We start from the raw sequence: 25318 nt of genomic DNA, 5'->3' as shown, positions 1-25318 counted from the left end.
ACATGATTGACCAGGCGGCTACCGAAGCCGCTTAACCGATGTCCGGCAAACGGGGGTAACCACAGTCGAAATCGTAGACGGTTTGAACGCTTTGCCTTCGGCCCACGGTCGGCCCTCACCGAGCACCTTGCGCCAAGCGCGAACATCATCGGTGGTCACATCTCCGACCTTCATGTCGGAGAGGTCGCCCAGATTCTCGACAAGATGCTTGCGACTCGCACCTGTGGAGCCCGTGGCCTGCTCTTGCCACGACTTCACCGCGTTCGACATCAGCTTGTTGTCGGTGCGCCGACCCGACGGTTTGCGCCCGTACTGCGACCTTTCCCAGTCCTGAGCTTCACGCAGGGTGCCGAACGACTTTGACCGTTGGCTACCACCAACCCGGACGCGGGCAACGTATCGGGGTTTCGAGTTCGCGCCCCATCGCCGCTTCTGGATGCTCACGCAGGTGAGTGTATCCCGTGCAGGGTGTGGGAGGCTCCCCTATTCCTCCCTACCGAAGCCGCACACAGCCCACTTCAGTCGCCGCAAACTACCACGCTCAGTTGGCGGTCAACACACGGTATGAACTGCGTAAATAGCGCTCACCTTGACCAACGCTCAGTGCTTGTGCATGATGTGTCCGAGCCACATGGTGTAAATGAACTCTGCCACGCGTGAGCCTCTCTACCAGTGGTTTTCGGGTCGTGGGGCCGACGAACTACTCGCGGTCTCATCTGCGGCGGGCGATCCCCGGGCGCGGAGAGAGCCGGGCCCTGACACAACGGTGAACCAGTCTAATCGCACCGGCCGGTCTGCCGTGTCGGCGCGTGCGAGGCAGGCGCGCCCGAGCCACCGGTGGCACCATCAATGAGTGCACGGCGACACCTCAGATACCGGCCGGCGCGCCCTTCGCGCCGGGTCGGCATCCGGACTGACCGACGTCGTCGCCATCCCCACGGCCGACTTCGAGATGGGCTCGGACCGCTTCTACGCCGAGGAGCGACCCGCCCACCCCCGCCACGTGGAGTCCTTTTCCCTCGAGGTTCACCCGGTGACCAACGCACAGTTCGCGGCGTTCGTCGCCGACACCGGCTACCGGACCGTCGCCGAGCGGCCACTCGACCCGGCAGACTTCCCGGGTGCCGACCCCGCCGAGCTCGTTCCCGGCGCAGTGGTGTTCACCCCGACCGACGGCCCCGTGGACCTCACCGACTGGCGCGCATGGTGGCGCTACGTGCCCGGTACATCGTGGCGCCATCCCCTCGGCCCCGACTCCGGGGTCGACGACCGGCTCGACCACCCGGTCACCCAGATCGCTTACGCCGATGCCGACGCGTACGCCCGGTGGGCCGGGCGCCGCCTGCCCACCGAGGCCGAGTGGGAATGCGCGGCCCGGGGCGGGCTCGACGGCCACGACTACGCGTGGGGCGACGAGCTCCACCCGGATGGCGCGGTCATGGCCAACACGTGGATCGGGCGATTCCCCTACCGCAACGAGGGCTGGGGCGGGACCAGCCCGGTCGGGTATTACCCACCGAATCCGTTCGGTCTGTTCGACATGATCGGCAACGTGTGGGAACGCACCGCCGAGGTGTTCACACCCCGCCACGTCCCGCCCGACATGTCGACGGTCACCGCCGGCGGACGGCAGAACCTGTTGGCGCCCAGCACTTCTCCCACTGTTCTTCGCGTCACCAAGGGTGGCTCACACCTGTGTTCACCCCAGTACTGTCGTCGATACCGACCTGCCGCACGCTCACCGCAATCCGACGACTCCGCCACCTCACACCTCGGCTTCCGCTGCGTCGCCTGACCCGATCGCCGACCGGCGGGAAGGAGTTGTCCACAGGGACGCTCCGGCGTGCGCCACAGAGCCCGATGGTCGGGCATGCTGATCGGGCAAGGACGGCGACCGCCGAGGGGACGGTCGCCGTCCTCACATCCGACCGGGATATACTTCCCAGGCCTTTCAGCCGCTCGCGGCCGAGGCACGCCTCCGTAGCTCAGGGGATAGAGCAGCTGCCTTCTAATCAGCTGGTCGCAGGTTCGAATCCTGCCGGGGGCACTGTGACATCCTTGCCGGCCTCCGGCCGGGTGTGCGCCCGCGGGAGCGGAACAGCGTCGGCCCCGTCCGCGTTACCCCGACATGACCGACGCCCCCTCCAACATCGTTGCCGCCCTTGCCCGCGTCCACGTCGACGATCTTGACGCAGCGCTGCCGTTGTATCGCGAACTCACCGGCGACGAGCCACACACTTTCGGGTTTCGGGACATCCGCCTCGCCACGGTCGGCGCGTTCCTGCTGATCGAGGGCGGCGATGAGCAGGTGCGCTCACGGACCGCGACCGTCATCGTCCGCGACATCGCGGTGGTGGAACGCACCGTCGCCGACCTCGGAGGCACTGTCCTCGAGGGGCCCGCATCCGCACCCAACGGTCCACGACTGATCGCCAGACATCCCGATGGAGCTGTTGTCGAGTACATCCAGTACGACTGACGCACCAGCACACCGGGTTGATCCAGCAGCAAGTTCCTTCGACGGCCATCGGCGCACCGCCCCATCACGTGTGCACAACCACCGTGAAGCATGGAACCGATCGGCCCCCTCGCCGCGTCCAATGCATCAGGTCGACCGACTCGACCGAACCACGACGCCGGAGGGTACCCATGACACCGCTCTCACACCTGCTGACGATGCTGCCCGACACCATCGAGCGCGTTTTCGGTGACGACGACGACACACTGTTCGGCATAGACCCGGACGAACTCGCCGGAATCTGCGCGGGTTGGCGAGAACGCGCCCGATTCGTCGCCGGCATTCCGTTCGACGGGTTGCAAGTCGACGGACCACCGACCCGGGTCACCACAGCCCTGCGCTCGCTGGCCGAACCCAGCCGCGCGGCCGCCGACTCGATCGCCGATCGCTTGCTGGCGATGAGCGTTGCGCTGCAGCAGTTCAGCGCCGATGCGCAGGCGAGTGACGCCGCCGCCGGACGCGCCTTCGACCTGTTGCCGCAACGCTGATGCGCCTGTCCATCTCCGCTGCCCGCGCTTGGCCGGTGGCCGACATCTCTGCGGCCGCAGACGCAGCCACCACTGCCGCGGGTGTTCTCGAGCAGGGACTCGACGTCGCGCTCGGCAGCGCACTTCGGCCAAGCGAGTGGCACGGCAAGACACATGACGCGGCCCTCGCCCGCCTGCGCCAGGAACACGATCACGCCTACGAGGTGCGAAATGTGTTGCAGCAGATCGCCGATGAAGCCGCCGATGCCCGGACAGACCTGGAGCAGGCACGCCGTGACCTACTCGCCGCCGTCGACGAGGCGAGGCGGCTCGGTTTCACCGTCACCGACGAGGGCGCGGTCTCCCATTCGCTGGCGACGAGATCGGCGGACGCCGCGGCGCTCGAGGCCCGGATACAGCAGGGTCTTCGGGTTCTCGACGAGGTCGACGAACTCTACGGCACCAGACTCGACGATCTGCGCGCCGATCTCGCCTCGATGATCCTGGGCCAGCCGGACGTGACGGTGCCAGGTCTGGGCACCATGGACCCGGATGCGATGGTTCGGACCCTGAACTCGCTCGACGTCGACCGGCGGCGCACTCTGCTCGCCCAGACCGATGCCGACGATCTGCGGCGGCTGATCCAGGCCGACCCCGAAACCATGGGAAACCTGAACGGCGTTCCCTTCGAGATGCGCGGTGTCGCCAATGAGATCAGCATCCGCAACGCGCTGGCCGGCGAGATCCGCACGCACGGCGTCGACACCGACCGCGCACGAATGCTGCAGTCCTTTCTCGAGCAGCGCAAGGCGCCGTATTCGTCGATCCAGGGCGACGCACCCAACGCCCCACTGACGGCGCACACCGAGCGCGTGTTCGTCTCCTTCACCGACGGTGACAACCCGCGGCTGGTCGAGATGGTCGGCGCGCTCACACCCACCACCCGCAACGCCACCGTCTACGTACCCGGTACCGGCACCAATGCGCGCGGCTACGGCGGTGGCAACTGGACAGCGGCCTACAATTTGGCGGAGCAGACGCGTGGTCCGGTGTTCATCTACCTCGACGGCGACTTTCCGCAAAACGTGGTCAACCCACCGCGGTTGCCGATCTCGACCAATCCCCTCGACCAGGTCAAGGCCTTGGCATCGGTCATCGACGACTCCGCCGTCGATCCGCAGTTCGCACTCGAGATGGCGCCGCGGCTGGTCGATTTCGGCCATGCCCTCGACGCCGAGATCGCCACGATCGCGCCGTCGGCTACGACGACCTACCTCGGGCACTCCTATGGCGGGACCATCGTGGGAACCGCCGATCAGCTCGGATTGCGCGCCGACAACGTCATTCACGCGTCGTCGGCCGGAACCGGCGTACTTGGGCCGGCGGCGACCAGTCCCGGTGTGCACCGGTACACCATCACCGCACCCTTCGACCCCATCATGATGTCGCGCCTCATACCCGACAACCCGCTCGGCGACAGCCCCGACCTGGCGGGCTACCAGCCTTTGTTCACCGGACGAGATGGCAACGGGGAGTGGCTGTTCGGACTGTCGGCGCACGGGTCGTACTTCAACGACCCCGAGTCGGACGCCTTCGCGGCGATGGTCGGGGTGATCACCGGGACACACCACACCAGCACTGAGACGCTCGCGGAGATCCTCGACAGGATCCGTGACGCGTCACAACCGACAATCGGTCCGGTGCCGCCGCTGCCCGGCAATGGCGGGCACGCGGGGCCACCGGGCACACCTCCCTCGCTCCCCACTCCCCTGATCCCCGATGTACCGCTGCGCATGTGGTGACTCGGGCCGGCCTGCGACGCTCCCTCTTCGTTGGCGAAACACACAGCTGCTGTACAGGTTTCACTGACAGCGGGCTCTCAGCGACGAGGCAGCGCGGACGCAGCAACGGCTCCTAGTTTCATCTCTGTCGGCATCGACGCCGACCATGATCGAAGGAGACAACTCATGCCAGGACAGCCCCGTCAGTTCGGTCCGCAGCGCCGCTTCGAGCCCCAGCCACGCCGCCGCCGCGTCCGCATCTGGGACTGGCGGACCTTCCGGTGGATCTGGGTGTGGCAGTGACCCGCACCGCCTGATCACTCCCGATCGGAAACCCGGCGCGAACCGCTTACCTCGCGCCGGGTTCCGACGCGTCGACGCGCATGAATCGTCGACGCGCGCCCGAACGCACTTCTTCCACGACACACTCGACGACCAGGTTGCGGAGTCCGATGAACACCCTCACTGCCATTCGACGATTCCTGCCCGCCATGCGCGGCCAGGGCACGCGATTCGCGTTCGCCGGCAGTCTCCTCGGGGTCGCCGCACTCTGCGAGATCGTCTCGGTCTTCGTCCTCGCCGACGTCATCGATGGAGCCCTCGATTCGCACAGTGTGTGGGACTTCGCTCGTCTTGCCGGTCTGTGGCTCGGACTGACCGCGGTGTCCACGGCCGGCGACTACTTCGGCCAGGTCGTCGCGGTGAGCGTCTCCGAGCAGGTGGTCCTTCGGCTGCGTGACCGGCTCTTCGCCCACGTCCAGCGGCTCCACCCGGTGCTGCATCGTCGACTCGGTCTCGGCAACCTCGTCAGTCGTCACTCCAGCGACCTCGAGGCCGTCGAATATCTCGTCGGGTCCGGGGTGATGCAGATCATCATCGCGATCTTCAACACCGTCGGCCTGGTGATCGCCGCGTTCCTCATGAGCTGGCAGGTCGCGGTGGTCGCGCTGGCCGCCGTCCCGATGTTGTGGGGTGTGTCCTCGGTCTTCGCCCGCCGCCAGATGGCGGTCACCCGCGACGAGCGGGGCGCCAACAGCGACATCTCCGACGCCGTCGAAACCGCGCTGGCCGGCCACGAGACCGCCGTCGCCTACAACCAGCAGAAGCGCGAACACCAAGTCCTGCATGCGCACGGACTGGCTTGGCGCGCAGCACGTCTCGCGCAGACCCGGGTCGAGGCGGGGTTCGGCGCGGTGATGGGCTTCGGCCAGGTGGTGGTCACCCTGGCCATCGCCGTCGCCGGCGTGTGGCAGGTTCGCCAAGGACATCTGAGCGTCGGCCAGCTGCTGGCGCTGACCGGTTACCTCGGTCTGCTCTATCCGAAGATGCAAGAGATCGCCGATGCCCGGCTCGCGATCGCCTCGGCCGTGGTCAGTGCCGAACGCGTCGCGGAGATCCTCGACCTCGAACCCGCCGAGCACGACGCATCCGACGCGCGGGACAGTTCCCCCACACCGGGCGCCGCACTGCCCGTGTCATTGCGCTCGGTCTCGCTGCAGCGCGGTGAGACCACCGTCCTCGACGAGGTATCGCTCGATCTGCGGCCGGGCCGGATTGTGGCCCTCATCGGCCCGAGCGGGGTGGGCAAAACCAGTCTCGCCTCACTGCTGTGCCGCTTCGAGCACCCTGACTCCGGAACGATCTGTCTCGGCGACGACGACTACGACACGCTGACCGGTACCCACATCCGCAGCCTGGTGACCTTGCTCCCCCAGACCCCGATCATCAAGGGCGCCAGCGTCGCCGACAACATCGCCTACGGCGCCCCGAACGCCGATCGCGCACAGATCGTGCGCGCGGCCGTCATCGCCGACGCCGACGCCTTCATCCGCGATCTCCCCGACGGCTACGACACCGTGCTCGACGACGGCGGCCTCACGCTGTCCGGTGGTCAACGCCAGCGCATCGCGATGGCACGAGCGATGGTCCGGGACACCCCGGTACTCATCCTCGACGAACCGACGTCGGGGCTCGACGACGCCAGCGTGTCGCGAATCCTGACGCCGCTACGGCGTATTGCGCAGGGCCGCACCACGTTGTTGATCACCCACGACCGCCGGGTCACCGCAATCGCCGACCGAGTCGTCGAACTCCGCGACGGCCACCTGCGCGATCGCTCCCCCTGGGTCGCCCCCGAGGACAGGATCGACGACTCTGCCGTGAGTGCGGAACGGACCGAGAACCTGGCGATCGCGCCGTTCGCCGGTTCACTCGCCGAGGGCACCCGTCTCTATGTGCCGGCGCTCGGCGGGCGTCGACACTGACCTGCCCGCGTCACGGCTCGCCGACGGCGGTCTCCCAACGCTGCCGGCGCTGGGCATCGGTCTGCTCCCACCACGGCGTACCGCGCTCGCCCAGAGCAACTTTCGCCGCCTGGACCCCGGCTCGCGCATCATCGGCTCCGCGGGTTCGTCGTACCTCGCGTCGCCACGCCATGAGGATGTGCTGAAGTTCTTCCCGCCGACCTGCGGGGATCAACGGATCCGTTGCGCGCCATCGGCGGCCGTTCACCACGATGTAGCGGCCGTCCGCGGTGTGCTCGACGTCGGCGGCTGCCCGCGGGGCGCGGTCGGTGTTCTGGCCCATGCCACCAGGGTGCCACCGCGATACTTGGCGCCGTTCGATGATATGCACTCACGCACATACTCACCTTGTTGCATAGCGCGTTGTTGCACTGCTACCGTGCACATGTGGCTCTGGAACACGCGATCATGGTGTCGTTGTCCGAACGGCCCGGCACCGGCTACGAGATCAGCCGCCAGTTCGACCGGTCGATCGGTCATTTCTGGTCGGCCACCCACCAGCAGATCTATCGCACGCTGCGCAAACTGCACGCGGACGGGCTGGTGAGTTACGAGCCGATCGTGCAGGACGGCAGGCCTGACAAGAAGGTCTATTCGTTGTCCGACGCCGGTCGATCGGCGTTGCGCGAGTGGGTCGCCACCCCGACCCCGATCCAGAAACTGCGAGACGATCTCGGCCTGAAGATCCGCGCCGCCGACGTGCCCGGCCTGCCCGATCTCATCACCGAACTCGAACGCCACCGCGAACTCCATGTGGCGCGACTGCACCTGTTCCAGTCCTTCGAGAAGGACGACTACCCCGCCCCCGATCGCCTGACCGGCCGAAAGTTGCACCAATACCTCGTGCTCCGGGGTGGCGTGCGGATCGAAGAAGGATTCATCGACTGGTGCGACGAGGTCCTCACCGCACTGAAACGAGAACTCGACGCCTCGTCCTGACCGGGCATCCCCCAGATCACGAAGACCACAAGAACCGTGCCCCACTGCCGGCCCGCCGGCACCGACCGAAAGGTGACGCGATGTCAGCCCCATCCGCACAGCCCAATCCCCATTACCCGCGCCTGTTCGAACCACTGCAACTCGGCGGCGTCACCCTGACCAACCGTCTGATCATGGGCTCGATGCACACCGGGCTCGAGGACCGCCTGTGGGACACCGACAAATTGGCCGCCTACTACGCCGAGCGCGCCAAAGGCGGTGTGGGACTGATCATCACCGGCGGGTTCGGTACGTCGCGCACCGGTCTGCTGCTTCCCTTCGCGGGCAAGATGACCAACTACGCCGACGTCGCCCGGCACCGACGCATCACCGGTGCGGTTCATCGCGAGGGCGGCAAGATCGCGATGCAGCTCATTCATGCCGGGCGCTACGGATACACGCCATTGAAGGTGGCCGCGGGCTCCGAGCCCTCACCGATCCACCCCTTCAAACACCTCAAGATGACCGAACCGATCATCAAACACGTCATCCGCACGTTCGGTGCGTCGGCCAAGCTGGCCCGCCGCGCGGGATATGACGCCGTCGAGATCATGGGCGGTGAGGGGTATCTGATCAATCAGTTCCTGTGCCCGCACACCAACGATCGCACCGACCGGTGGGGTGGCACCACCGAGAACCGACAGCGTTTCCTCGTCGAGATCATCACCGAGATGCGTCGCCAGGTCCCCCGTGACTTCCCGATCATCCTGCGCCAGTCCATCGCCGACTTCGTCAAGGGTGGACAGACGTGGGACGAGATCGCGCTGATGGCCCGCAAGGCCGAACAACTCGGAGTCGACGCGATCAACACCGACATCGGCTGGCATGAGGCCGGAGTCCCGACGATCGTGACCTCGGTACCGCGCGGTGCCTTCGTCAAGTTCACCGAGCGCCTGCGCGACGAGGTGAGCATCCCGCTCATCGCCAGTAACCGCATCAACACCCCCGAACTGGCCGAGGAGATCCTCGAACGCGGCCGGGTGGACGCGATCTCGATGGCACGACCGATGCTGTCCGACCCGGACTTCGCCGACAAGGCGCGCACCGGCCGTGCCGACGAGATCAACACCTGCATCGGCTGCAATCAGGCATGTCTGGATCACGCCTTCGTCGGCAAGAAGGTGTCATGCCTACTCAATCCCCGCGCCGGCCGCGAGACGACGCTGACTCTCGGGGCCACCCGACTCGCCCAGCGCATCGCGGTGATCGGCGCAGGTCCGGCCGGCCTGTCGGCTGCGGTGTCGGCGGCCAAGCGTGGCCATCGGGTCGAACTGTTCGAGGCCGGTGAATCGGTCGGAGGCCAGTTCTCGATCGCGGCGCGCATTCCCGGCAAGGAGGAGTTCAACGAGACGTTGCGCTACTTCACCCGTGAACTCGAGATCAACAATGTGACAGTGCATCTCAACACTCGGGTGTCCGCGCAGGACATCATCGCCAAGGGCTTCGACGAGGTGATCATCGCCACCGGTGTCACCCCACGCATGCCCGCCATCCCCGGCGTCGACCACCCGATGGTCGTCTCCTACGCCGATGCCGTGCTCGGACACCGTGAGATCGGCAAGCGCGTGGCCGTGATCGGTGCCGGCGGAATCGGATTCGACGTCACCGAGTTCCTCACGGTCGATGAGTCACCCACGCTGAATCTCAAGGAATGGGAGCAGGAGTGGGGTGTCAGCGAGGATCTGAGCAAGCCGGGCTTCGTCACCAAGCCGCGTCCGCTGCCCGCGGTGCGCGAGGTCTACCTAGTGCAGCGCAAACCCGGCCGACAGGGCAAGACACTGGGGAAGACCACCGGCTGGGTACACCGCGCGACGGTGAAAATGAAAGGCGTCGAACAGATCTCGGGTGCCACCTATGACCGTATCGATGATGCGGGCCTGCACCTGAGCTTCCGGGAAGATGACGGCACCGTCCGCGAGACACGCCTGCTCGAAGTCGACAACGTCGTCATCTGCGCCGGACAGGAATCGGTCCGCGACCTCGTCGATCCGTTGACGGTGGCCGGCGTGCGGACCCACGTCATCGGTGGCGCCGACGTCGCCGCGGAACTCGACGCGAAACGAGCCATCAGGCAGGGCACCGAGGTGGCCGCCGGCATCGGCTGACCGCGCCGGCCGAGCGACTCCGGCTGCCCAAGGCCCGTACCCGTACCGACGGCGCCCGACGCCGTCGGTACGGGGCATCTGGATACGATCGACGGCATGGGAGTACCTGTGCCGTCCGAATCCGCCCGCGCCGTCGTGACGGGCGCCTCGTCCGGTATCGGGATGGCTCTTGCCCGTGCCCTGGCACGACGCGGCCACGCGCCGATCCTGGTGGCACGACGTGGCGAGGTCCTCGAGGAACTCGCCGAGGAGCTCCGAGCCGATCACGGGGTGACCGCCGAGGTGCGCCCCACCGATCTCTCCGATCCGACCGCGGTGGCGATCCTCGCCGCCGAGCTCGCCGACCGGGAGATCTCGATCCTGGCCAACAACGCGGGCATCGCGACCTTCGGGCCGGTCGCCGAACTCGATGCCGCCTACGAACGCGCCCAGGTTCGCTTGAACGTCAATGCCGTCCACGACCTGACCCTGGCCGTCCTGCCCGGCATGGTGGCACGCCGCGCCGGCGGCATCCTGATGGTCGGTTCCGCCGCCGGCAACATGCCGATCCCGAACAACGCGACCTACGCGGCGACCAAGGCATTCGTGAACACCTTCAGCGAATCACTGCGCGGTGAGGTCTCCATCCACGGCGTGCATGTCACGCTCCTCGCTCCCGGCCCGGTGCGGACCGAGATCCCCTCACCCGAGGACGCATCCGTGGTCGACCGATTGGTTCCCGGTTTTCTCTGGCACTCCAGCGACAAGGTCGCCGAGATGAGCCTGAATGCGCTGGAACACAACAAGATGCGTGTCGTCCCGGGCACGTTGTCGAAGGCCATGTCGGTGGCCGGGGGCTATACCCCGCGCGCTGTGGTCGCACCGATCGTGGGCACGTTCTACCGCAAGCTCGGCGAGGGCTGATCGCGCCGCCGGGGAGACCGTAGAGGTCCGCTATCGCCGACGCCGCCCGGTACCGAAGATCGCACGACTGAACTCGCGACCGGCCGCGGTGGCTGCAGATCGCAGGAAGCTCTGCATCGGCTTGCTGGTCAGCACCTCGGTGAGGATGCCCGGCTCCTCGGGCTGCGGAGCCGGCACGGGCGCCGGCGCCGGGGCATCCGGGGACTCACCCGGCGCGAGCGTCTTGGCGGTCAGTTTCTCGTAGGCGGATTCACGATCGATCGATTGACCGTACTTGGCGTACAGCGGACTCGCCTTGGCCGCGGCCGTGATGCCTTCGGCACCAACGGCATCCATCGACGAGCGCGGCGCGCGGATGACGGTCCAGGCGACCGGTGTGGGAGCGCCCTTCTCGGACAGGACGGTGACGATCGCCTCACCGGTACCGAGCGACGTCAGGGCCTGGTCGAGCTTGTACACCTCCGAGACCGGATAGGTCTTGACCGTCTTGGTCAGTGCCTTCTGATCGTCGGGGGTGAACGCGCGCAACGCATGCTGTATGCGCGCACCGAGCTGTGAGAGCACCTCGTTGGGGATGTCGGTGGGCAGCTGCGAGCAGAAGAAGACGCCGACGCCCTTGGAACGGATGAGCTTCACCGTCTGCACCACCTGATCCTTGAACGCCTTGGAGGCATCGTCGAACAGCAGATGGGACTCGTCGAAGATGAAGACGAGCTTCGGTTTGTCCAGATCGCCGACCTCGGGCAGGAATTCGAAGAGATCGGCGAGGATCCACATCAGGAAGGTCGAGAACAAGGCCGGGCGGGCGGCCTGGGCGCCGAGTTCGAACAGGGTCACGATCCCGCGACCGTCCGGTGCGGTGCGCAGCAGATCGGCCGGCTCGATTTCGGGTTCCCCGAAAAAGGTGTCCCCGCCGTCGGCTTCGAGGTTGCTCAGGGCGCGCAGGATGACGCCCGCGGTCTGCGTGGACACCCCGCCGATCGCTTTCAGCTCCGGCTTGCCCTCGTCGCTGGTCAGATAGGCGATCACCGCGCGCAGGTCCTTCAGATCGAGCAGCGGCAGACCCTTGCCGTCGGCCCAGTGGAAGATCAAGCCCAGCACCGACTCCTGGGTGTCGTTGAGGCCGAGCACCTTGCTCAGCAGGATCGGGCCGAAGGAGGTGATGGTGGCACGCACCGGGACACCGATCCCGGTGGAGCCGAGCGAGGTGAATTCGACCGGACAACCCGACGGCTGCCAGTCGTCGCCGGTTTGCGCGGCGCGGGCGGTGATCTTCTCGTTGGCGCTACCCGGATTGCCCAGTCCGGAGAGGTCGCCCTTGATGTCGGCCATCACCACCGGCACCCCGTTGGCCGACAGTTGCTCGGCGATCAGCTGCAACGTCTTGGTCTTACCGGTCCCGGTGGCGCCGGCGACCAATCCGTGGCGGTTCATCATCGACAGCGGGATACGCACGTGCGCGTCACTGACGACGGTGCCGTCGACGCTGACCGTTCCGAGTTCGAGCGCTGCGCCGGAAAACGCATAACCTGCGGCGATGGATGCGGCGGACTGGGCGGGATCGGTCACTGTCGGGTCCTCTCGGGTACACAACGGGGGTTCTCCGACGCTCCGGTGAGAGCCGGGGCCGCAGACCATCACAAATGCACCGATCACGATAGTCGCCTCGGTTCCGGGTGGTCGGCATCTGCGGTTGGCTAAGGTTGACGGGTGCAGGACAAATTGGTGTGGATCGATTGCGAAATGACCGGACTCGAACTCGGATCGGACAAGTTGATCGAGATCGCGGCGCTGGTCACCGACGGTGACCTCAACATCCTCGGCGACGGCGTCGACGTCGTGATTCACGCCGACGACGACGCTCTCGCCGCGATGCCCGAGGTGGTGCAGAAGATGCACGCCGCCTCCGGCCTCACCGAGGAGGTCCGGCGCTCCACCGTCACGCTGGCCGAAGCCGAGAAGCTGGTGCTCGATTACCTACGGACCCAGATCTCCGCATCCGGTGCGGTCCCCCTCGCCGGCAACTCGATCGCCACCGACCGCGGGTTCATTGCCCGTGACATGCCCGACCTGGACAGCTTTCTGCACTACCGGATGGTCGACGTCAGCTCGATCAAGGAACTGTGCCGTCGCTGGTACCCGAAGATCTACTTCGGCCAACCGGAGAAGGGCCTCGCCCACCGCGCCCTGGCAGACATCCGTGAGTCGATCCGCGAACTCGCGTATTACCGAGCCGCAGCCTTCGTCGCGGCCCCCGGCCCCGACACCGATCGACTCCACCAGATCGTCGCCGATCTCGGCCCGGCCTGACTGCCACCCACCCGAATGCCCAGGTGAGAAAGCGATTGGTCTCGGCGCCGTCGATTCGCTAGAGTATGACCCTGGCTCTGGAACCCGGCGAGCGATCCTTGGTTCCCGACGCCGATGGTGGATGTAGTTCAGTTGGTAGAGCACCAGGTTGTGATCCTGGCTGTCGCGGGTTCGAGTCCCGTCATCCACCCCGAAACGAGAGCCGGAGTTGCCTGCCAACTCCGGCTCTCGCCGTTTCCGCACCGAGAAGAGCAGGGCACAATGGATGCCGTGACCGAGCCGGCGTCTGTACCCACGCTGCGCGCCACCACCCCGTCCGCACCCTTCTCGCCGGCTGCCCCGTGTCCTTCGTCTCCGACGCGCTGGGGCGATCGTGACCAACGGCGCGCCGACATCCTCACCGCCGGTCGTCGCCTGTTGGACGGCGGCGGATACTCCGCGTTGCGTATGCGTGAGGTGGCCAAGGGCGCCGGGATATCCCTCGGTGCCGTCTACCGGTACTACCCCAACAAGGAGAGCCTCTTCGTCGCGCTGCATACCCGCCACCTTGCGGCGATGATGGACGACCTCGACGAACAGCTGCGGCAATCAACGGGATTCGTCGAGGCCTTCACCCATTTCGCCGCCGCCTACCGCACCGGATTCCTCGCCTTCGGCCGCGACTTCGACGCGCAGAACGTGATCAATGACGACGCCCGGGTTCCCGCAGAACTCGTCGACGATCTCCGTGCGGCCATCGCCCGTATCCTGCGAGCCCTGCACGACACGCTCACCCGGTTCGGCTATACCGGTGACCCCGATCGCGCGATGACCCTGCTGTGGGCGTCGGTCAGCGGACTGGCCAATCACTACGCCACCGCCAGAGCAGAATTCGTCACGGTCGACTGGGACGCCGCCGTCTCGTTCGCCATCTCCACGTTGGCGTGCGGCCTCGGCCTCGACCCGGCCCGCAGCTGAACGGCACGTTCAGAAGGTGTGCTCGGCCCCCCAGCCGATGGTTCGCACGATGGTGTCGGTGACCATCTTGACCGAGGGCACCTGCGGGCTCTCCTGCACGTAGTGGAGGCAGATCGCGACCAGTGCGGCCATCAGCAACGCTCCGGCGGCCTCCGGATCGACACGATCGTCCAGTAACCCCGCATTACGGCAGCGAAAGAGGTAGTCGGCGAGAATCTGCGCGAGACGGGAGAACGCTCCGGTGATGAACTGCAGTGCAGCCGAATCGATCCCGGAGGTGTCGAGGATGACGCTTGCGAGTCGTGCGCCCCGTTCCTCGGCATACATCGCCACCCGCGCGACCAGATGGGTGAGATCGGCGACCATACCCGCATGCGAGGAAGGGATCGGCGTCACCATGGCGACCAGTCCCCCGACGATCAGCAGTTCGCGGTCGAGCACCTGCTGCAGGCATTCGCGGCGATTGTCGAAGTAGTTGTAGAAGGTGCCGTATCCCAGCCCCGCGGTGGCAGCCACATCGGCCGGGCGGACCCGTCGGTACCCCTGCACGGCGTACAGCTCGAGTGCCGCGTCGAGCAGGCGTGACCGTCGGTCGTGCGGGTGGTACACGGCCAGGTCCACGCGGCGTTGTTCGTTCGTGAGCTCCGCCAAAGCCGTTTCCAGCGACTCGATTTCGGGTTCGCCGAAATCGGGAATCAGCCCTCGACGCAGCACAGCGTCGCAGGTCGCGGCAAACGCGTCCCGGGTGGTGCGGTTCGGGGTCGGCGCCGAGCGCGGCGACGCGGTGACCATCGCCACCAACACGACCAGCAGGGTTCGGGCGACGAGGTCGACCGAGTCCGGGTCCGCGACGATCCAGCCATGTTCGACCGCTCGCCGGATGCCCTCACCGATCCGGCCGACCGCCATCGCCTCGAGTCCGAGAATACGGTGACGGATCTCCACATCATTCGAACTACATTGGGCGACAATGAACTTCAGGACACGCGGCTGCGTGTCGACCAGGTCGAACCCACGCTGCACGATGATCTGGACCAGATCCACCGTCTGCGCGCGATCCTCGGGGAGCTGCGCGAGCGAGTCCGGATCGATCGCCGACACGAGAGTGACCACCGCTTCGTCGAAGGCGGTATCGAAGATCTCCTGCTTGTCGGCGAAGTGCTGGTAGACAGCACCGGTACTGATGCCGGCACGCCGGGCTATCGCCGAGACACTCGCCGCGTCGTACCCGTCCTCGCACAGAATGTCGAAGGCGGCCGCAGAGATGCGCTCACGCGCGGGCCGTGAATCCCGATGAGTCTTGTCCGCCTTCGTGTGTGCGGTCATCGACCCTGACGCCACCGCTGGATCTCGGCACCCATCTCGGTTGCGGGCGGACGGCCATCGATCCACTCCCGGATGATTGCGCCCCAGCGATTGGTCGCGTCGAGCTGTCCGAGAAGACCACACACGGCCAGGTCGGTACGACGCGAGAAAATGTGGTCGGTGGGCAACGCGGTGTGGCGGGTGGTGCTCAGATGCGCGGCGCCCGGGACGAACAACGACGTGACGGCACGGCGCGCAACGTCTTTCGTGATCGTCACCTGATCCTCCGTCAGAAACCAAAATCCGATGTCGCTCATCATCGAGACGATGTCCGCCTCACCGACCGATCCGGCAGTGGCCATACCCAGATCCCGGCAATCGCGGTACGCATCATGGTATCGCCCCTCGATCAGCGCGCGAAGTACTCGTGTCTGGTCGGCGAGCGATTCGGCCGACATCCGAACGTAGAGCCCGAAGTCGATGAAACCCAGCCGGCCGTCGGGCAGACCGAGCACGTTTCCCGGGTGGGGATCGGCACAGAACTCGCCCGCCTCGTAGACCCCGCCACCGTAGAAGCGATAGATCGCTTCGGCCGCGTACTGTGCACGGTCCCGGTCACCGGAGACGATGTCGGCGAATTGCACACCGTCGAAGAACTCACTCACCATCACCCGCGCCGTACTCATCTCGGGGAACACACGCGGCACCTTCCAGCACGGATGATCGACGCACAGCGACCACGCCCTCGCCTGGTTGCCGGCCTCGGCGATGTAGTCGCACTCACGCGCGACCTCGGCGGCGATCTCGTCGATGATCGCGTCGAGATTCAAACCCGGCATGACCGGGCCGCCCACCTTCGCGAACAGCTTGAGGTTCTTGAGGTCGGCACGGACCGCCGAATCGATCCCGGGGTATTGCACCTTCACCACGACCGGCATCGTGCCGTCGAGCATCGCGAAATGGACCTGGCCGAGCGAGGCGGCCGCAAGCGGTTCGGGGTCGATGTCCAGTCGGCGCAGGCTGCGGCCGAGCTCGCGGGCAAGGACCTTCTCGATGGCCGACCACTCCATCGGCACCACCCCGTCGAACAGCGGCGCCAGACGGGCCGCGAACTCGTCGCGTGTCGCCCGGTTGGACAGACCGAAATCGAACAGGGCGATGATCTGTCCGATCTTGAGCGCGGCTCCCTTCATCGGGCCGAGCACTCGCACCAGATCATCGGCCAGCGACAGTATGGCCTCATCACGCTTGCGGACATTCGCATCGGCACTCCGCAACGGTGCCGTGGCACGCGTCGTCGTGGTTCGCACCGTGTGGCCGACCATCATTCGCCCGAGACTGTTGGCCCGCCGCAGGCGCCCCGCAGAGTCGCTCACCGGGCCGCTCCGCCGCCCGGCACCTGTGTCAGATGTCTCGCACCGCACTTCATGTGAATACATCTATCATTCTCCGACATTGATATGAGCGAGTGTGGACCAACGCACAATCACCAATTGGTGACACTCAGTTCATTGCTAAGCGCGAAACAACTAGCCTCTCCGTCAGTACACGTCACTCCTGAACGGGAGTTCCATTCTTCGCGCTACACGGCTTTGATGAACCGGTTTGCGATAACACCATGGTGCGGTACTGTGCCTGACAGTCAGTTCAGCAGCGAGGCTCTGCACTGACGACCGTTGTTCGTGACGAACAACCACGCCGTCGTCACCTGGAGGGGAGGTGACGACGGCGCCTCACGAACCGCCGCCCGGCTCCGACCACACCGTCCGCATCCGGACCGATCAACGCCGATTCGTTGTTGTTCACTTTCATGCCCTAATCTGCGGCGCATGCTCGAGGACTTGAACAAGGCGGCCAAGAAGGTCGGCCTCAGTGTCGCCCCCGGTAAGAAGAAGGACCTCTACTCGGTGCGAAAGGTCAAGAACGGCAAGCTCGTGGCGAAGAACATCAGCCCCGATGAGGTCAAGGCACTGATCAAGGACCGCAAGTAGGGCTTTGTCCTCGACACTTCCCTAATAATCCGTAATCACGTAATATCGTGATTACGAGGTTCGCCGTTGAGGGAGTGTCATGAAGAGCGCGATCATCATCACCGTCGTCATGATTGTCACGGTTCTACTGACCGAACTGACGGCCACCACCGATCGGCCGCTCGCGCACGCCGACACCCCGCTCACCGACTGCCCGAGCACCACCACGTCGGACACCTCCACCGTTGCCGGCTGGCTCGGCTACGTCGCCCGGCACCGCAACGATGTGGCCCTGGACCTGCGGACCCTCACCGGCGAGCGGATCGCGCTCAACCCGGACGTCCGGTTCCCAACCGCCTCGGCGATCAAGATCGTGCATCTGGCCGCCTACGCCGCGGCGGTCGATGCGCATCGCGTGAACCCGCAGGACACCATCGACGTCGGACAGTGGCAACGGTGGTACTTTCCCCTCGACGGTGGCGCACACCGAGAGGCGTTGCGCTACCTGGGAATCCCGCACACCGACAACGGAATCGCCCTCGATCCGAGCCGGCGAGTGACCTATGCCCAACTGGCCGACGTGATGATCCGCTTCTCCGACTCCGCAGCACCGGACCTGCTGCGCGCACACCTCGGTGACGACGCACTGCGGTCGGTGATGGATCGGTATGGCATCGACGGGCCCGTTCCCAGCCTGCTCGGCATGTACCTCGGCGTGGTCGACCCGGAGCTGCAGACCCCGGCCGACCAGGACCGGGCCGCCCGTCGGTTTCACGACGACCCGGCGGTCGCCGCGTCGTATTGGGCACGGCTGGCCTCTGTCGACCGATCCGGCACCACTCAGGCCGCGTCATCGATCACCGCGACGGCGTCGTCATTGACCTCGTTGGCGTCGGCGATCGCCGACGGCAGCTTCGGGCCCGGGTCGGCGCGCGCCCGCGGCGTGCTCGAATTCCAGGGCCGCCAACCCGACGGGTCGATCCTGGGCTTCAAGGGCGGCAGCCTGCCGGGAGTGCTCACCGAGGTCTTCGAGTATCACGCCCCCGATGGCCGGATCGCGGTCGGAACGATGATGGTACGCAACATGTCTCGCGACGCGCAGGACCGCGATCACTTCACCCACCAGCGCCTGCTCCTCGACGCCCTGACCGATCCTGCGATCTCCGCCGCGCTACGGTGCGTGGTGTGAGCGACGACCTCCGATCCGTGGTGCAGGCGTTGACCGACCGCGTCGAACGCCTCGAAGCCCTCGTCGGGAACGACGAACGTCGTGGCCCGGAGGTCGGCGGCACCGACCCGACGACGGGGGCCGGCTCCACCGCGCCGGCGGGGAGCGCGCCCCCCTCGGACGGCGCGCTGCACGAGAACACGGTTTCCTATCAAGGCAGCGTCGACCTGGCCGGACCCATCCGATGGCGGATCGGCTACGACGCGGCCGCGATCCTGGACCTCCCCGCCGCCACCACGGCGGAGGTGTTCGCGGCGATGGGGCACCCCAGCCGCCTGGAGATCCTCCGAATCCTGTTGCGCCGCAACGCATCGGTGGCCGAACTCCAGGCCGCCGGGGACTTCGGGACCTCAGGGCAGCTCTATCATCACCTGAAGATCCTCACCGCGGCGTCACTGGTGGTGAAAGTGGGACGAAACGAGTATGGCATCGCTGCCACCCACGTCGTCCCGATCCTGGTCGCCCTGCTGAGCGCCGGGGACATCAGCGGCGTGCTGTGAACCCCACCTCCGCACATCGCGCTTTGCTGCGAGGCACTCGTCAGAGCGTCCGCGCGATGATCTCCTTCATGATCTCGTTGGTTCCGGCGTAGATCTTCTGGACGCGCTGATCGGCCCACATCCGGGCGATGGGGTACTCGTTCATGTAGCCGTAGCCGCCGAACAACTGCAGGCATTCGTCGGCGACGACCATGGCACGGTCGCTGGTCCACCATTTGGCCATCGCCACGGTCGGGATGTCGAGCTTGCCGTCGATGTGTTTGGTGATGCAGTCGTCGACGAAGACGCGTGCGATCCGCGACTCGGTCGCCACCTCGGCGAGCTTGAACTTCGTGTTCTGGAAACCGAAGATGGGGCGCCCGAACGCCGTTCGTTCCTTCGTGTAGGCCAGCGTGTGCCGCAGTGCGGTCTCCATCCCGGCGACCGACGCGACGGCGATGATGAGACGTTCCTGCGGCAGCTGCTGCATGAGCTGGATGAAACCCTGCCCCTCCTCGCTGCCGAGGAGGTTGCTCGTGGGCACCCGCACACCGTCGAAGAACAGTTCCGAGGTGTCCTGGCCGCGCTGCCCCACCTTGTCGAGCACGCGTCCGCGGCGGAATCCCTCACGGTCGGCCTCGACGAGGATCAGGGAGATGCCCTTGGCGCCCTCGCTCGCGTCGGTCTTGGCCACGACGATGATCAGATCGGCCTGGGCGCCGTTGGTGATGAAGGTCTTCGACCCGTCGATGACGTACTCGTCGCCCTGCGCGATCGCCTTGGTCTTGACGTTCTGCAGGTCGGATCCGGTGCCGGGTTCGGTCATGGCGATGGCCCCGACGACTTCACCGCTGGCCATCTTGGGCAGCCACGTCTGCTTCTGCTCCTCCGACCCGTACTGGAGCAGGTAGTGGGCGACGATGCCGTTGTGCAGGCTGACGCCCCACGAGGAGTCGGCGATGTGCGCCTGCTCCTCGATGAGTACCGCTTCATGGGCGAAGGTACCCCCGCCGCCTCCGTACTCCTCGGGAATCGACATGCACAGCAGACCGAGTTCGCCGGCCTTGTTCCAGAGGTCGCGGTCGACGTGGTGCTGGTCGATGAACTTGTCGATATTGGGCTTGACCTCCTTTTCGCAGAAGCTGCGGGCAAGGTCACGCAAGGCGGTCAGGTCGTCGTTTTCCCAGGAAGAGCGTTCGCCCATGGTGGTGGAATCCCATCGTCGTCGAAAATCGTGTCAGAGATGAGCGTAACAATCACCAATGGCATTGTCGTTTCGGGGCGCCGCCTCAGGCATTGCCCTTCGACCACACCGCCCAGGGGATGTTCCAGTCCCCGAGTCCGTCGGTGCCCGAGAGCGTTCCGCCCACGGTGTTCTTCACGATGACCGGATCACCGCGCAGCGTGTTGTTCATGACCCACAGGGCGTTGTCCGGGCTCAGGTTCAGGCAGCCGTGACTGGTGTTGGTGTTGCCCTGGGCCCACACCGACCAGGGAGCGGAGTGAAAGAAGATGCCGCTGTAGGACATTCGGGTCGCGTAGTCCACGGGCGTGCGATAGCCGTCGGCCGAGCCGACCGGGACACCGTAGGTCGACGAGTCCATGATGATGTTGTCGTGCTTGTCCGAGACGAGATACACCCCGTTGTCGGTGGGGGTGGACTCCTTGCCCATCGACGTGGGCATGCTGCGGACAACCTTGCCGTCCTGGACAAAGGTGACCTGTTTGGTGTTGTCGTCAGCGGTGATGATCATCGACCGGCCGATCTTGAACGAGGACTTGAGATTCTCCTGGCCGAAGAGCCCGCCACCGAGGTCGATGCCGTAGGTGTTCACCGCGACGTCCACGGAGGTGCCGGGCTTCCAGTACTCGGCCGGACGCCAGCGCACCTCGGTGTCGCTGATCCAGTAGAAGGCGCCTTGCACCGGCGGATTCGTGGTGATCCGGATCGCGTTCTGCGCAGCGCGGCGGTTGGTGATCGCCTCGTCGAACTTCACCGCGACGGGTTGGCCGACGCCCACGGTCTCCCCGTTGTTGGGGGTCAGATAGGCCTGTGTGAGGTTGCTCGGCGCCCGCGTGGTGAACGAGACCTCTTTGGAGGTGGAGCCGCCGACCCCGGCCGCGTCGGCGGTCAATGTGTAGGTCCGGTTGTAGCCCAGCGGTTCTCCGCTGACCCACTCCGTGCCGTCTTCCGACAGGGTCCCGCGAACGGTGGAGCCGTCCGCCTTCCCGATGCGGACACCGGTCAGCGCGCCCTCGCTCGCCCGAACCCTGATCGGCGCGCCCGGCTGGATACCGACCGCGTTGTCGGCGAGCGTCTGCTCGTTCCATTCGGTGATCTCCACCCCTGGCTTGAGGAGGTCGTCGTAGAGCACCGAACTGCCGACGGCGTTGGAGTATTGCGGCTTCTGCGAGCACGAGGTCACCAGCGCGATGACCGCCACCAGAAGCCCACCGATCATCAACGATGACCGCAGCCGAGTCCGACCGTTCCCCATCTCACTCCCACCTGACGCCGATGCCGACCCACACACATCAGGGAGTCGGCGAATTCTGCACCAAGTGTACGAGATCTCGGATATGCCCGAGTTGTCGCGCCCGCGAGCCCGCCCGACCGAATGACACCTATCGACCGCGCCTGGACGGCACGCGCCTTGCCGATGGTGGTGTCAGGCGGGCGGTTGCGTCGTCGTCGCAGCGGTCGTGGTGGCCGCGCGGCGGCGACGGCGGAGTCGAATCCACAGAAATGCGCCGACGGCGAAGATCACCGCGGCGATGATCACGCCGACCAGGGTGCCCCCACGGAATCCCGGAGCCTCGACGTCGAGGATGCGCTCACCGGCATGCGCCCCACTCCCCCCGCCGGCAACGACGGTCAGGGTGAGCAGATTCGGTATCGACGCGACGACGGCAAGCACGACGAACGCCAGCGCCCAGTAACGGGTCTGACCCCAGCGCCGGGCGCGCCAGGCGAGCGCCAGCAACAGGAGTGAGACGAGCGTGCACACCACCCCGAACGCGATGCCGTAGAAGCTGCCGGTGGTGATGCTCTGGCCGACCGCGGAACCGATCTTCTGCGACCACCAGCGCGGCAGGAACGCCGCCAGGATGAAATATGCGATGACCGCCAGCACGACGACCACGGCGATGGCGATGGTTTTGACCGCCCACGACGGGAGTCCACCCTGGCGCTTGTCGTCGGGCACCACGGTCGAGGGGTTGTCGTTCATGGAGACATCGTTGCGCTCGGTGTCGCAATTGCCAAGTTCAACCCGCGAGACCGTGACCGCTTCGATACGCATCGCCCCGGCTCGAGCAACTGACCAGAGCCACGAAAGGGCGCTCGCGACTGGTCAGTACCGGTCACGGGGGCAGTGCTTCCCGCCATCACGGCCTCGAACCCCTAATCCGCTGATTGAGAGTGCCGGAAAGCCGGTTCGTGGCCGATTCACAAACCCCAACGGACCCCGCAGTGATTCACTGCTGGGATGAGCAATCAACCCGACGGTGGTGACCTTCCGCCCCAGATCGACTTCTCCCGATTCTCGGGATGGGTGAGGTTCGCGGACTTGCCTACCGCGGACGTGCCCCGCGGCCCGGGCGTCTACGTCGTGGTGAGAGGTACCGACGAACCGCCAGTGTTCCTCGACGTCTCACCGGCAGGCCACTGGAAGGGCCGCGATCCCACCGAACTCGTCGACGCCCTGCAGGACCGCTGGGTGCCCGAGAGCCGAGTGCTCTATATCGGCAAAGCCAATGTCGGCACGAGCGGACGTCGGGGCCTGCGTCGCCGTCTGGACGAGTACCGCCGCTACGGATCCGGGGAACCCGTCGCCCACTCTGGTGGCCGTCGCATATGGCAGCTCGCCGACCACGCGGACTTACTCGTGGCGTGGAGGGAGACCCCGGACGCCGACGCTGCGGCCATTGAGAGCTCCATGATCCTGGCATTCGCCGAACATTATGGGCGCCTGCCCTACGCCAACGCGCGTCGGTGATGGGATGTCGGGTGGCCGGGCGCTGAAACCCATTAGGTGCTCCAGCTCCTCGGCCGCGAACACTCCCCGATCCCCGTCGTCGAGGTCGACCGCGCCCGGGCGGAATGTCACGGTTCGCTCGCATCTTCCGTGGCTTGAGGGCAGCCCCTCATGGTCGTGGTGGGCGCCGTACAGATCGTCCCGCGGGAGGCTGACGAACTGTCGCCGCGGCCTATCCGACCAGGGCTGAGGCAGGTGACGGCCACAGCACGGTTTGCCGGGCGCGCTCATGTCGCTTGCAGAGTTGACGCGACGGCGGAACTGGCAGAGCAGCGCCACCGTGAGGCGCGCCTCACCTCCCTCGTATGCGAACACCCGCTCATACTTGCGATCCGCCTTCCCGGCATCTGTCGCTTGACAAGAAGCCGACAGATGCTTCAGATGCATCGATATCCGAGGTTTATTTCGATGGTCGGGCAGAGCCAGATTGTGTGAGCTTAGTGAAGTCACCCGTCCACCGAACGCCTTCGATGGTAAGAATGGCATCGGAAAAATCGCCCTCTTCCCCTGGGAATTGCCAGGCTACCTTGCCTTCAAATCCCGGATCAAGAGGAGCGTGGGGCAGAACGTCCGATGCGGCTGTCCGCTCATTTCCAACCGAAAAATAGGCTCGGTTCTGGTTCAAGTTATACGATGATGTCGACTGATTATGGAGCGTAGCAACGACATAGGTGTCGCCCTGGCCGGAGTCCAGCCAGGCGAGTGCGACGGTAACGCCTGGTGAAACCTCCTGCGGATCTCCATTCAAAGCGAGAAGCACCTGCTCAGAATCGCTGGACACACCGATCCCCTCAGAATCACTGCTGGCGCAAGATGACATTGATACACAAATTACCGCAATAATCGCCACAGAATGGCCTTACGCGTCACGCTGCACACCCTCCCCAGTTCGCCGTTGGCGGCGTTGTTCGAGCGGGTCGCGGTGCCGTTGGGTAGCGAGACCACTCCCGGGGGGTGCCACCAAACCTTGTCGGCGCATCGACTCCGCGAGCGTCTTCTCGCTGGCCGTCCATCCCTCAGATCGCAGATCTACATGCAGACAGGGCGAACCGTGCAATCGGCGTAGCTGCGTGAACTTGACCTTGACCGCACGGTCCACCGTGTCACAACGACAGTCCCGAGCGGTGTGCAATTCTCTTGTCGCGCCAGCTATTTGGAAACGCGCACACCATTTGCAGAACCAGGCCATACTCACGCCAAATAGCGCGCACGTGACCGTGTGCGGCACTCGATAGGCGGTCCTCTGCTCGGCGATGAAGCGGGCCAGGATCACTTCGTCGCCTCCTTCACCCACCGGACCACCGATCGTTGTAGAACATCGCGCTCCATCCGCAACTCGGCCACCTCAGCGCGCAACCGCTTGAGCTCGGCAGCGCTATCGCTACTGCCCTCGTCCTGGCCGTCGGGCTCGGCACGTGCACGGTTGACCCAGTTGTCAGGGTGGGGGACGCTGGTCACGAGCCGTCCGGCAAGTCCCTCACGTGTCGTGGTTTCGGGCCCGATACCGAGGTCTTGACTCGCCACAGCAGATCCGCATTGGTTGCTATAGCTTCGCGCCACAACGTATACGAGAACACTCCACGATCAGCAGTTGGCTGCCAACTTGTACCGAGCGGTGGGAGATCGAGATCGCGTTCTATGAACTCAAAACCCATCAACGTGGGCCCCGCACAGTGCTGCGCTCGATATCCCCCGATGTGCTGCAGGAGATTTGGGGACACTTATGCTGCCATCACGCGATCCTATCTTTGATGGTCGAGGCCGCCAGCCACGCCGGCCACGACCCAGAACGAGTCAGTTTCGTTGCTGCACTGAGGATTAGCCGCCAATCAGTCGCCCCACCAGGGTGACTTTCCCCCCTGACGACCCTGAGGTCTGCCACCGCAGCCGGCAAACCTGCCTACGCCGCCTAGTGGCGCGCGTCGTAATTGCTTGAACGGTTGGTTTGCTGCGATAATGGGGTATGGCGAATCGTCC

Annotated in this window: 24 protein-coding genes, 2 tRNA genes and 2 pseudogenes; 17 read left to right on the top strand and 11 right to left on the bottom strand. The window is 65.7% G+C overall.

Annotated elements, in window-relative coordinates; translation table 11 throughout:
• Positions 1 to 18: 18 nt before the first annotated feature.
• The gene (locus B1964_RS29960; RefSeq protein ID WP_139765666.1) at positions 19 to 444 is read right to left on the bottom strand and encodes a hypothetical protein; all 426 of its coding nucleotides are present in this window, start codon (positions 442 to 444) and stop codon (positions 19 to 21) included.
• A 409-nt stretch (positions 445 to 853) separates the two neighbouring features.
• On the opposite strand from B1964_RS29960, the gene B1964_RS07785 reads away from it, so the two are divergent.
• From B1964_RS07785 to B1964_RS07760, 6 genes are all read left to right on the top strand, one after another.
• Positions 854 to 1795, top strand: coding sequence for a formylglycine-generating enzyme family protein (locus B1964_RS07785; protein ID WP_020171582.1), 942 nt, complete (start codon positions 854 to 856; stop codon positions 1793 to 1795).
• Positions 1796 to 1974: 179 nt separating this feature from the next.
• Positions 1975 to 2047: transfer RNA gene (locus tag B1964_RS07780), tRNA-Arg, on the top strand.
• A gap of 81 nt (positions 2048 to 2128) precedes the next feature.
• Positions 2129 to 2479 carry a VOC family protein gene (locus B1964_RS07775; protein ID WP_079929411.1) on the top strand — a complete coding sequence of 117 codons (351 nt, stop codon included), beginning with the start codon at positions 2129 to 2131 and terminating at the stop codon, positions 2477 to 2479.
• Between the two features lie 170 nt (positions 2480 to 2649).
• Positions 2650 to 3006, top strand: coding sequence for a hypothetical protein (locus B1964_RS07770; RefSeq protein ID WP_014359702.1), 357 nt, complete (start codon positions 2650 to 2652; stop codon positions 3004 to 3006).
• A complete protein-coding gene (locus B1964_RS07765; RefSeq protein WP_079929410.1) occupies positions 3006 to 4787 on the top strand; it encodes an alpha/beta hydrolase in 1782 nt (593 codons plus the stop codon). The genes B1964_RS07770 and B1964_RS07765 overlap by 1 nt, the downstream gene beginning before the upstream one ends.
• 431 nt (positions 4788 to 5218) lie before the next feature.
• Complete coding sequence (locus B1964_RS07760; protein WP_079929409.1) at positions 5219 to 7030, top strand: ABC transporter ATP-binding protein; 1812 nt, start codon at positions 5219 to 5221, stop codon at positions 7028 to 7030.
• Positions 7031 to 7040: 10 nt separating this feature from the next.
• Here the strand turns inward: B1964_RS07760 and B1964_RS07755 are convergent, their stop codons facing one another.
• Positions 7041 to 7352 (bottom strand): hypothetical protein, encoded by a 312-nt coding sequence (locus tag B1964_RS07755; protein ID WP_006371230.1) that lies wholly within the window; start codon positions 7350 to 7352, stop codon positions 7041 to 7043.
• Positions 7353 to 7456: 104 nt separating this feature from the next.
• On the opposite strand from B1964_RS07755, the gene B1964_RS07750 reads away from it, so the two are divergent.
• From B1964_RS07750 to cmrA, 3 genes are all read left to right on the top strand, one after another.
• Positions 7457 to 8008: a PadR family transcriptional regulator gene (locus tag B1964_RS07750; protein WP_014359698.1), complete on the top strand. Its 552-nt coding sequence runs from the start codon at positions 7457 to 7459 to the stop codon at positions 8006 to 8008.
• 80 nt (positions 8009 to 8088) lie between these two features.
• A complete protein-coding gene (locus tag B1964_RS07745) occupies positions 8089 to 10152 on the top strand; it encodes an NADPH-dependent 2,4-dienoyl-CoA reductase (protein ID WP_079929408.1) in 2064 nt (687 codons plus the stop codon).
• 96 nt (positions 10153 to 10248) lie between these two features.
• A complete protein-coding gene (gene cmrA / locus B1964_RS07740; RefSeq protein ID WP_020171589.1) occupies positions 10249 to 11055 on the top strand; it encodes a mycolate reductase in 807 nt (268 codons plus the stop codon).
• Positions 11056 to 11085: 30 nt separating this feature from the next.
• Here cmrA and B1964_RS07735 read toward each other — a convergent pair whose 3' ends face one another.
• Positions 11086 to 12624: a helicase HerA-like domain-containing protein gene (locus tag B1964_RS07735; protein WP_079929407.1), complete on the bottom strand. Its 1539-nt coding sequence runs from the start codon at positions 12622 to 12624 to the stop codon at positions 11086 to 11088.
• A gap of 141 nt (positions 12625 to 12765) precedes the next feature.
• Here B1964_RS07735 and orn point away from each other — a divergent pair, with 141 nt between their 5' ends.
• The 3 genes from orn to B1964_RS07720 all read left to right on the top strand — a co-directional run bounded on the left by orn (position 12766) and on the right by B1964_RS07720 (position 14322).
• Positions 12766 to 13365 carry an oligoribonuclease gene (gene orn, locus B1964_RS07730; RefSeq protein ID WP_006371225.1) on the top strand — a complete coding sequence of 200 codons (600 nt, stop codon included), beginning with the start codon at positions 12766 to 12768 and terminating at the stop codon, positions 13363 to 13365.
• A 117-nt stretch (positions 13366 to 13482) separates the two neighbouring features.
• A tRNA-His gene (locus B1964_RS07725) sits at positions 13483 to 13555 on the top strand.
• A gap of 80 nt (positions 13556 to 13635) precedes the next feature.
• Positions 13636 to 14322, top strand: a complete 687-nt coding sequence (locus B1964_RS07720) for a TetR/AcrR family transcriptional regulator (protein ID WP_172398779.1) — start codon at positions 13636 to 13638, stop codon at positions 14320 to 14322.
• Between the two features lie 9 nt (positions 14323 to 14331).
• Here B1964_RS07720 and B1964_RS07715 read toward each other — a convergent pair whose 3' ends face one another.
• Both B1964_RS07715 and B1964_RS07710 read right to left on the bottom strand, forming a co-directional pair.
• The gene (locus tag B1964_RS07715) at positions 14332 to 15648 is read right to left on the bottom strand and encodes a TetR/AcrR family transcriptional regulator (RefSeq protein WP_020171593.1); all 1317 of its coding nucleotides are present in this window, start codon (positions 15646 to 15648) and stop codon (positions 14332 to 14334) included.
• The gene (locus tag B1964_RS07710; protein ID WP_253193920.1) at positions 15645 to 17003 is read right to left on the bottom strand and encodes an AarF/ABC1/UbiB kinase family protein; all 1359 of its coding nucleotides are present in this window, start codon (positions 17001 to 17003) and stop codon (positions 15645 to 15647) included. The genes B1964_RS07715 and B1964_RS07710 overlap by 4 nt, the downstream gene beginning before the upstream one ends.
• Before the next feature lie 453 nt (positions 17004 to 17456).
• Between B1964_RS07710 and B1964_RS30365 the strand changes: the two genes are divergently transcribed.
• The 3 genes from B1964_RS30365 to B1964_RS07700 all read left to right on the top strand — a co-directional run bounded on the left by B1964_RS30365 (position 17457) and on the right by B1964_RS07700 (position 19325).
• Entirely contained in the window at positions 17457 to 17618 is a 162-nt protein-coding gene (locus tag B1964_RS30365) for a hypothetical protein (protein WP_006371221.1), read from the top strand.
• Positions 17619 to 17697: 79 nt separating this feature from the next.
• A complete protein-coding gene (locus B1964_RS07705) occupies positions 17698 to 18786 on the top strand; it encodes a serine hydrolase (protein ID WP_079929404.1) in 1089 nt (362 codons plus the stop codon).
• Positions 18783 to 19325 carry a helix-turn-helix domain-containing protein gene (locus B1964_RS07700; protein WP_079929413.1) on the top strand — a complete coding sequence of 181 codons (543 nt, stop codon included), beginning with the start codon at positions 18783 to 18785 and terminating at the stop codon, positions 19323 to 19325. The genes B1964_RS07705 and B1964_RS07700 overlap by 4 nt, the downstream gene beginning before the upstream one ends.
• 40 nt (positions 19326 to 19365) lie before the next feature.
• Here the strand turns inward: B1964_RS07700 and B1964_RS07695 are convergent, their stop codons facing one another.
• The 3 genes from B1964_RS07695 to B1964_RS07685 all read right to left on the bottom strand — a co-directional run bounded on the left by B1964_RS07695 (position 19366) and on the right by B1964_RS07685 (position 22534).
• The gene (locus tag B1964_RS07695; protein ID WP_079929403.1) at positions 19366 to 20508 is read right to left on the bottom strand and encodes an acyl-CoA dehydrogenase family protein; all 1143 of its coding nucleotides are present in this window, start codon (positions 20506 to 20508) and stop codon (positions 19366 to 19368) included.
• Between the two features lie 85 nt (positions 20509 to 20593).
• The gene (locus B1964_RS07690; RefSeq protein ID WP_014359688.1) at positions 20594 to 21802 is read right to left on the bottom strand and encodes an Ig-like domain-containing protein; all 1209 of its coding nucleotides are present in this window, start codon (positions 21800 to 21802) and stop codon (positions 20594 to 20596) included.
• Positions 21803 to 21973: 171 nt separating this feature from the next.
• On the bottom strand, positions 21974 to 22534 hold the full coding sequence (locus B1964_RS07685) for a permease (RefSeq protein ID WP_079929412.1): 561 nt from the start codon (positions 22532 to 22534) through the stop codon (positions 21974 to 21976).
• Positions 22535 to 22792: 258 nt separating this feature from the next.
• On the opposite strand from B1964_RS07685, the gene B1964_RS07680 reads away from it, so the two are divergent.
• Positions 22793 to 23302, top strand: coding sequence for a hypothetical protein (locus tag B1964_RS07680; protein ID WP_079929402.1), 510 nt, complete (start codon positions 22793 to 22795; stop codon positions 23300 to 23302).
• Positions 23303 to 23741: 439 nt separating this feature from the next.
• Here B1964_RS07680 and B1964_RS29955 read toward each other — a convergent pair whose 3' ends face one another.
• The 3 genes and pseudogenes from B1964_RS29955 to B1964_RS30955 form a co-directional block, all read right to left on the bottom strand.
• Entirely contained in the window at positions 23742 to 24122 is a 381-nt protein-coding gene (locus B1964_RS29955; protein ID WP_139765665.1) for a hypothetical protein, read from the bottom strand.
• Positions 24123 to 24610: 488 nt separating this feature from the next.
• On the bottom strand, positions 24611 to 24799 hold the full coding sequence (locus tag B1964_RS07670) for a hypothetical protein (RefSeq protein WP_079929400.1): 189 nt from the start codon (positions 24797 to 24799) through the stop codon (positions 24611 to 24613).
• A pseudogene (locus B1964_RS30955) lies at positions 24799 to 24930 on the bottom strand (IS4 family transposase); the annotation flags it as partial. The gene B1964_RS07670 and the pseudogene B1964_RS30955, both read right to left, overlap by 1 nt.
• 21 nt (positions 24931 to 24951) lie before the next feature.
• Between B1964_RS30955 and B1964_RS07660 the strand changes: the two are divergent.
• Positions 24952 to 25191: pseudogene (locus tag B1964_RS07660) on the top strand (IS4 family transposase); the annotation flags it as partial.
• Between the last annotated feature and the right edge of the window lie 127 nt (positions 25192 to 25318).

It is taken from the genome of Gordonia sp. i37, assembly GCF_002043085.1.
Classification (GTDB): Bacteria; Actinomycetota; Actinomycetes; order Mycobacteriales; family Mycobacteriaceae; genus Gordonia; species Gordonia polyisoprenivorans.
Note: the sequence above shows the minus strand (reverse complement) of the source record. Positions and strands in the feature narration are given on the sequence as shown.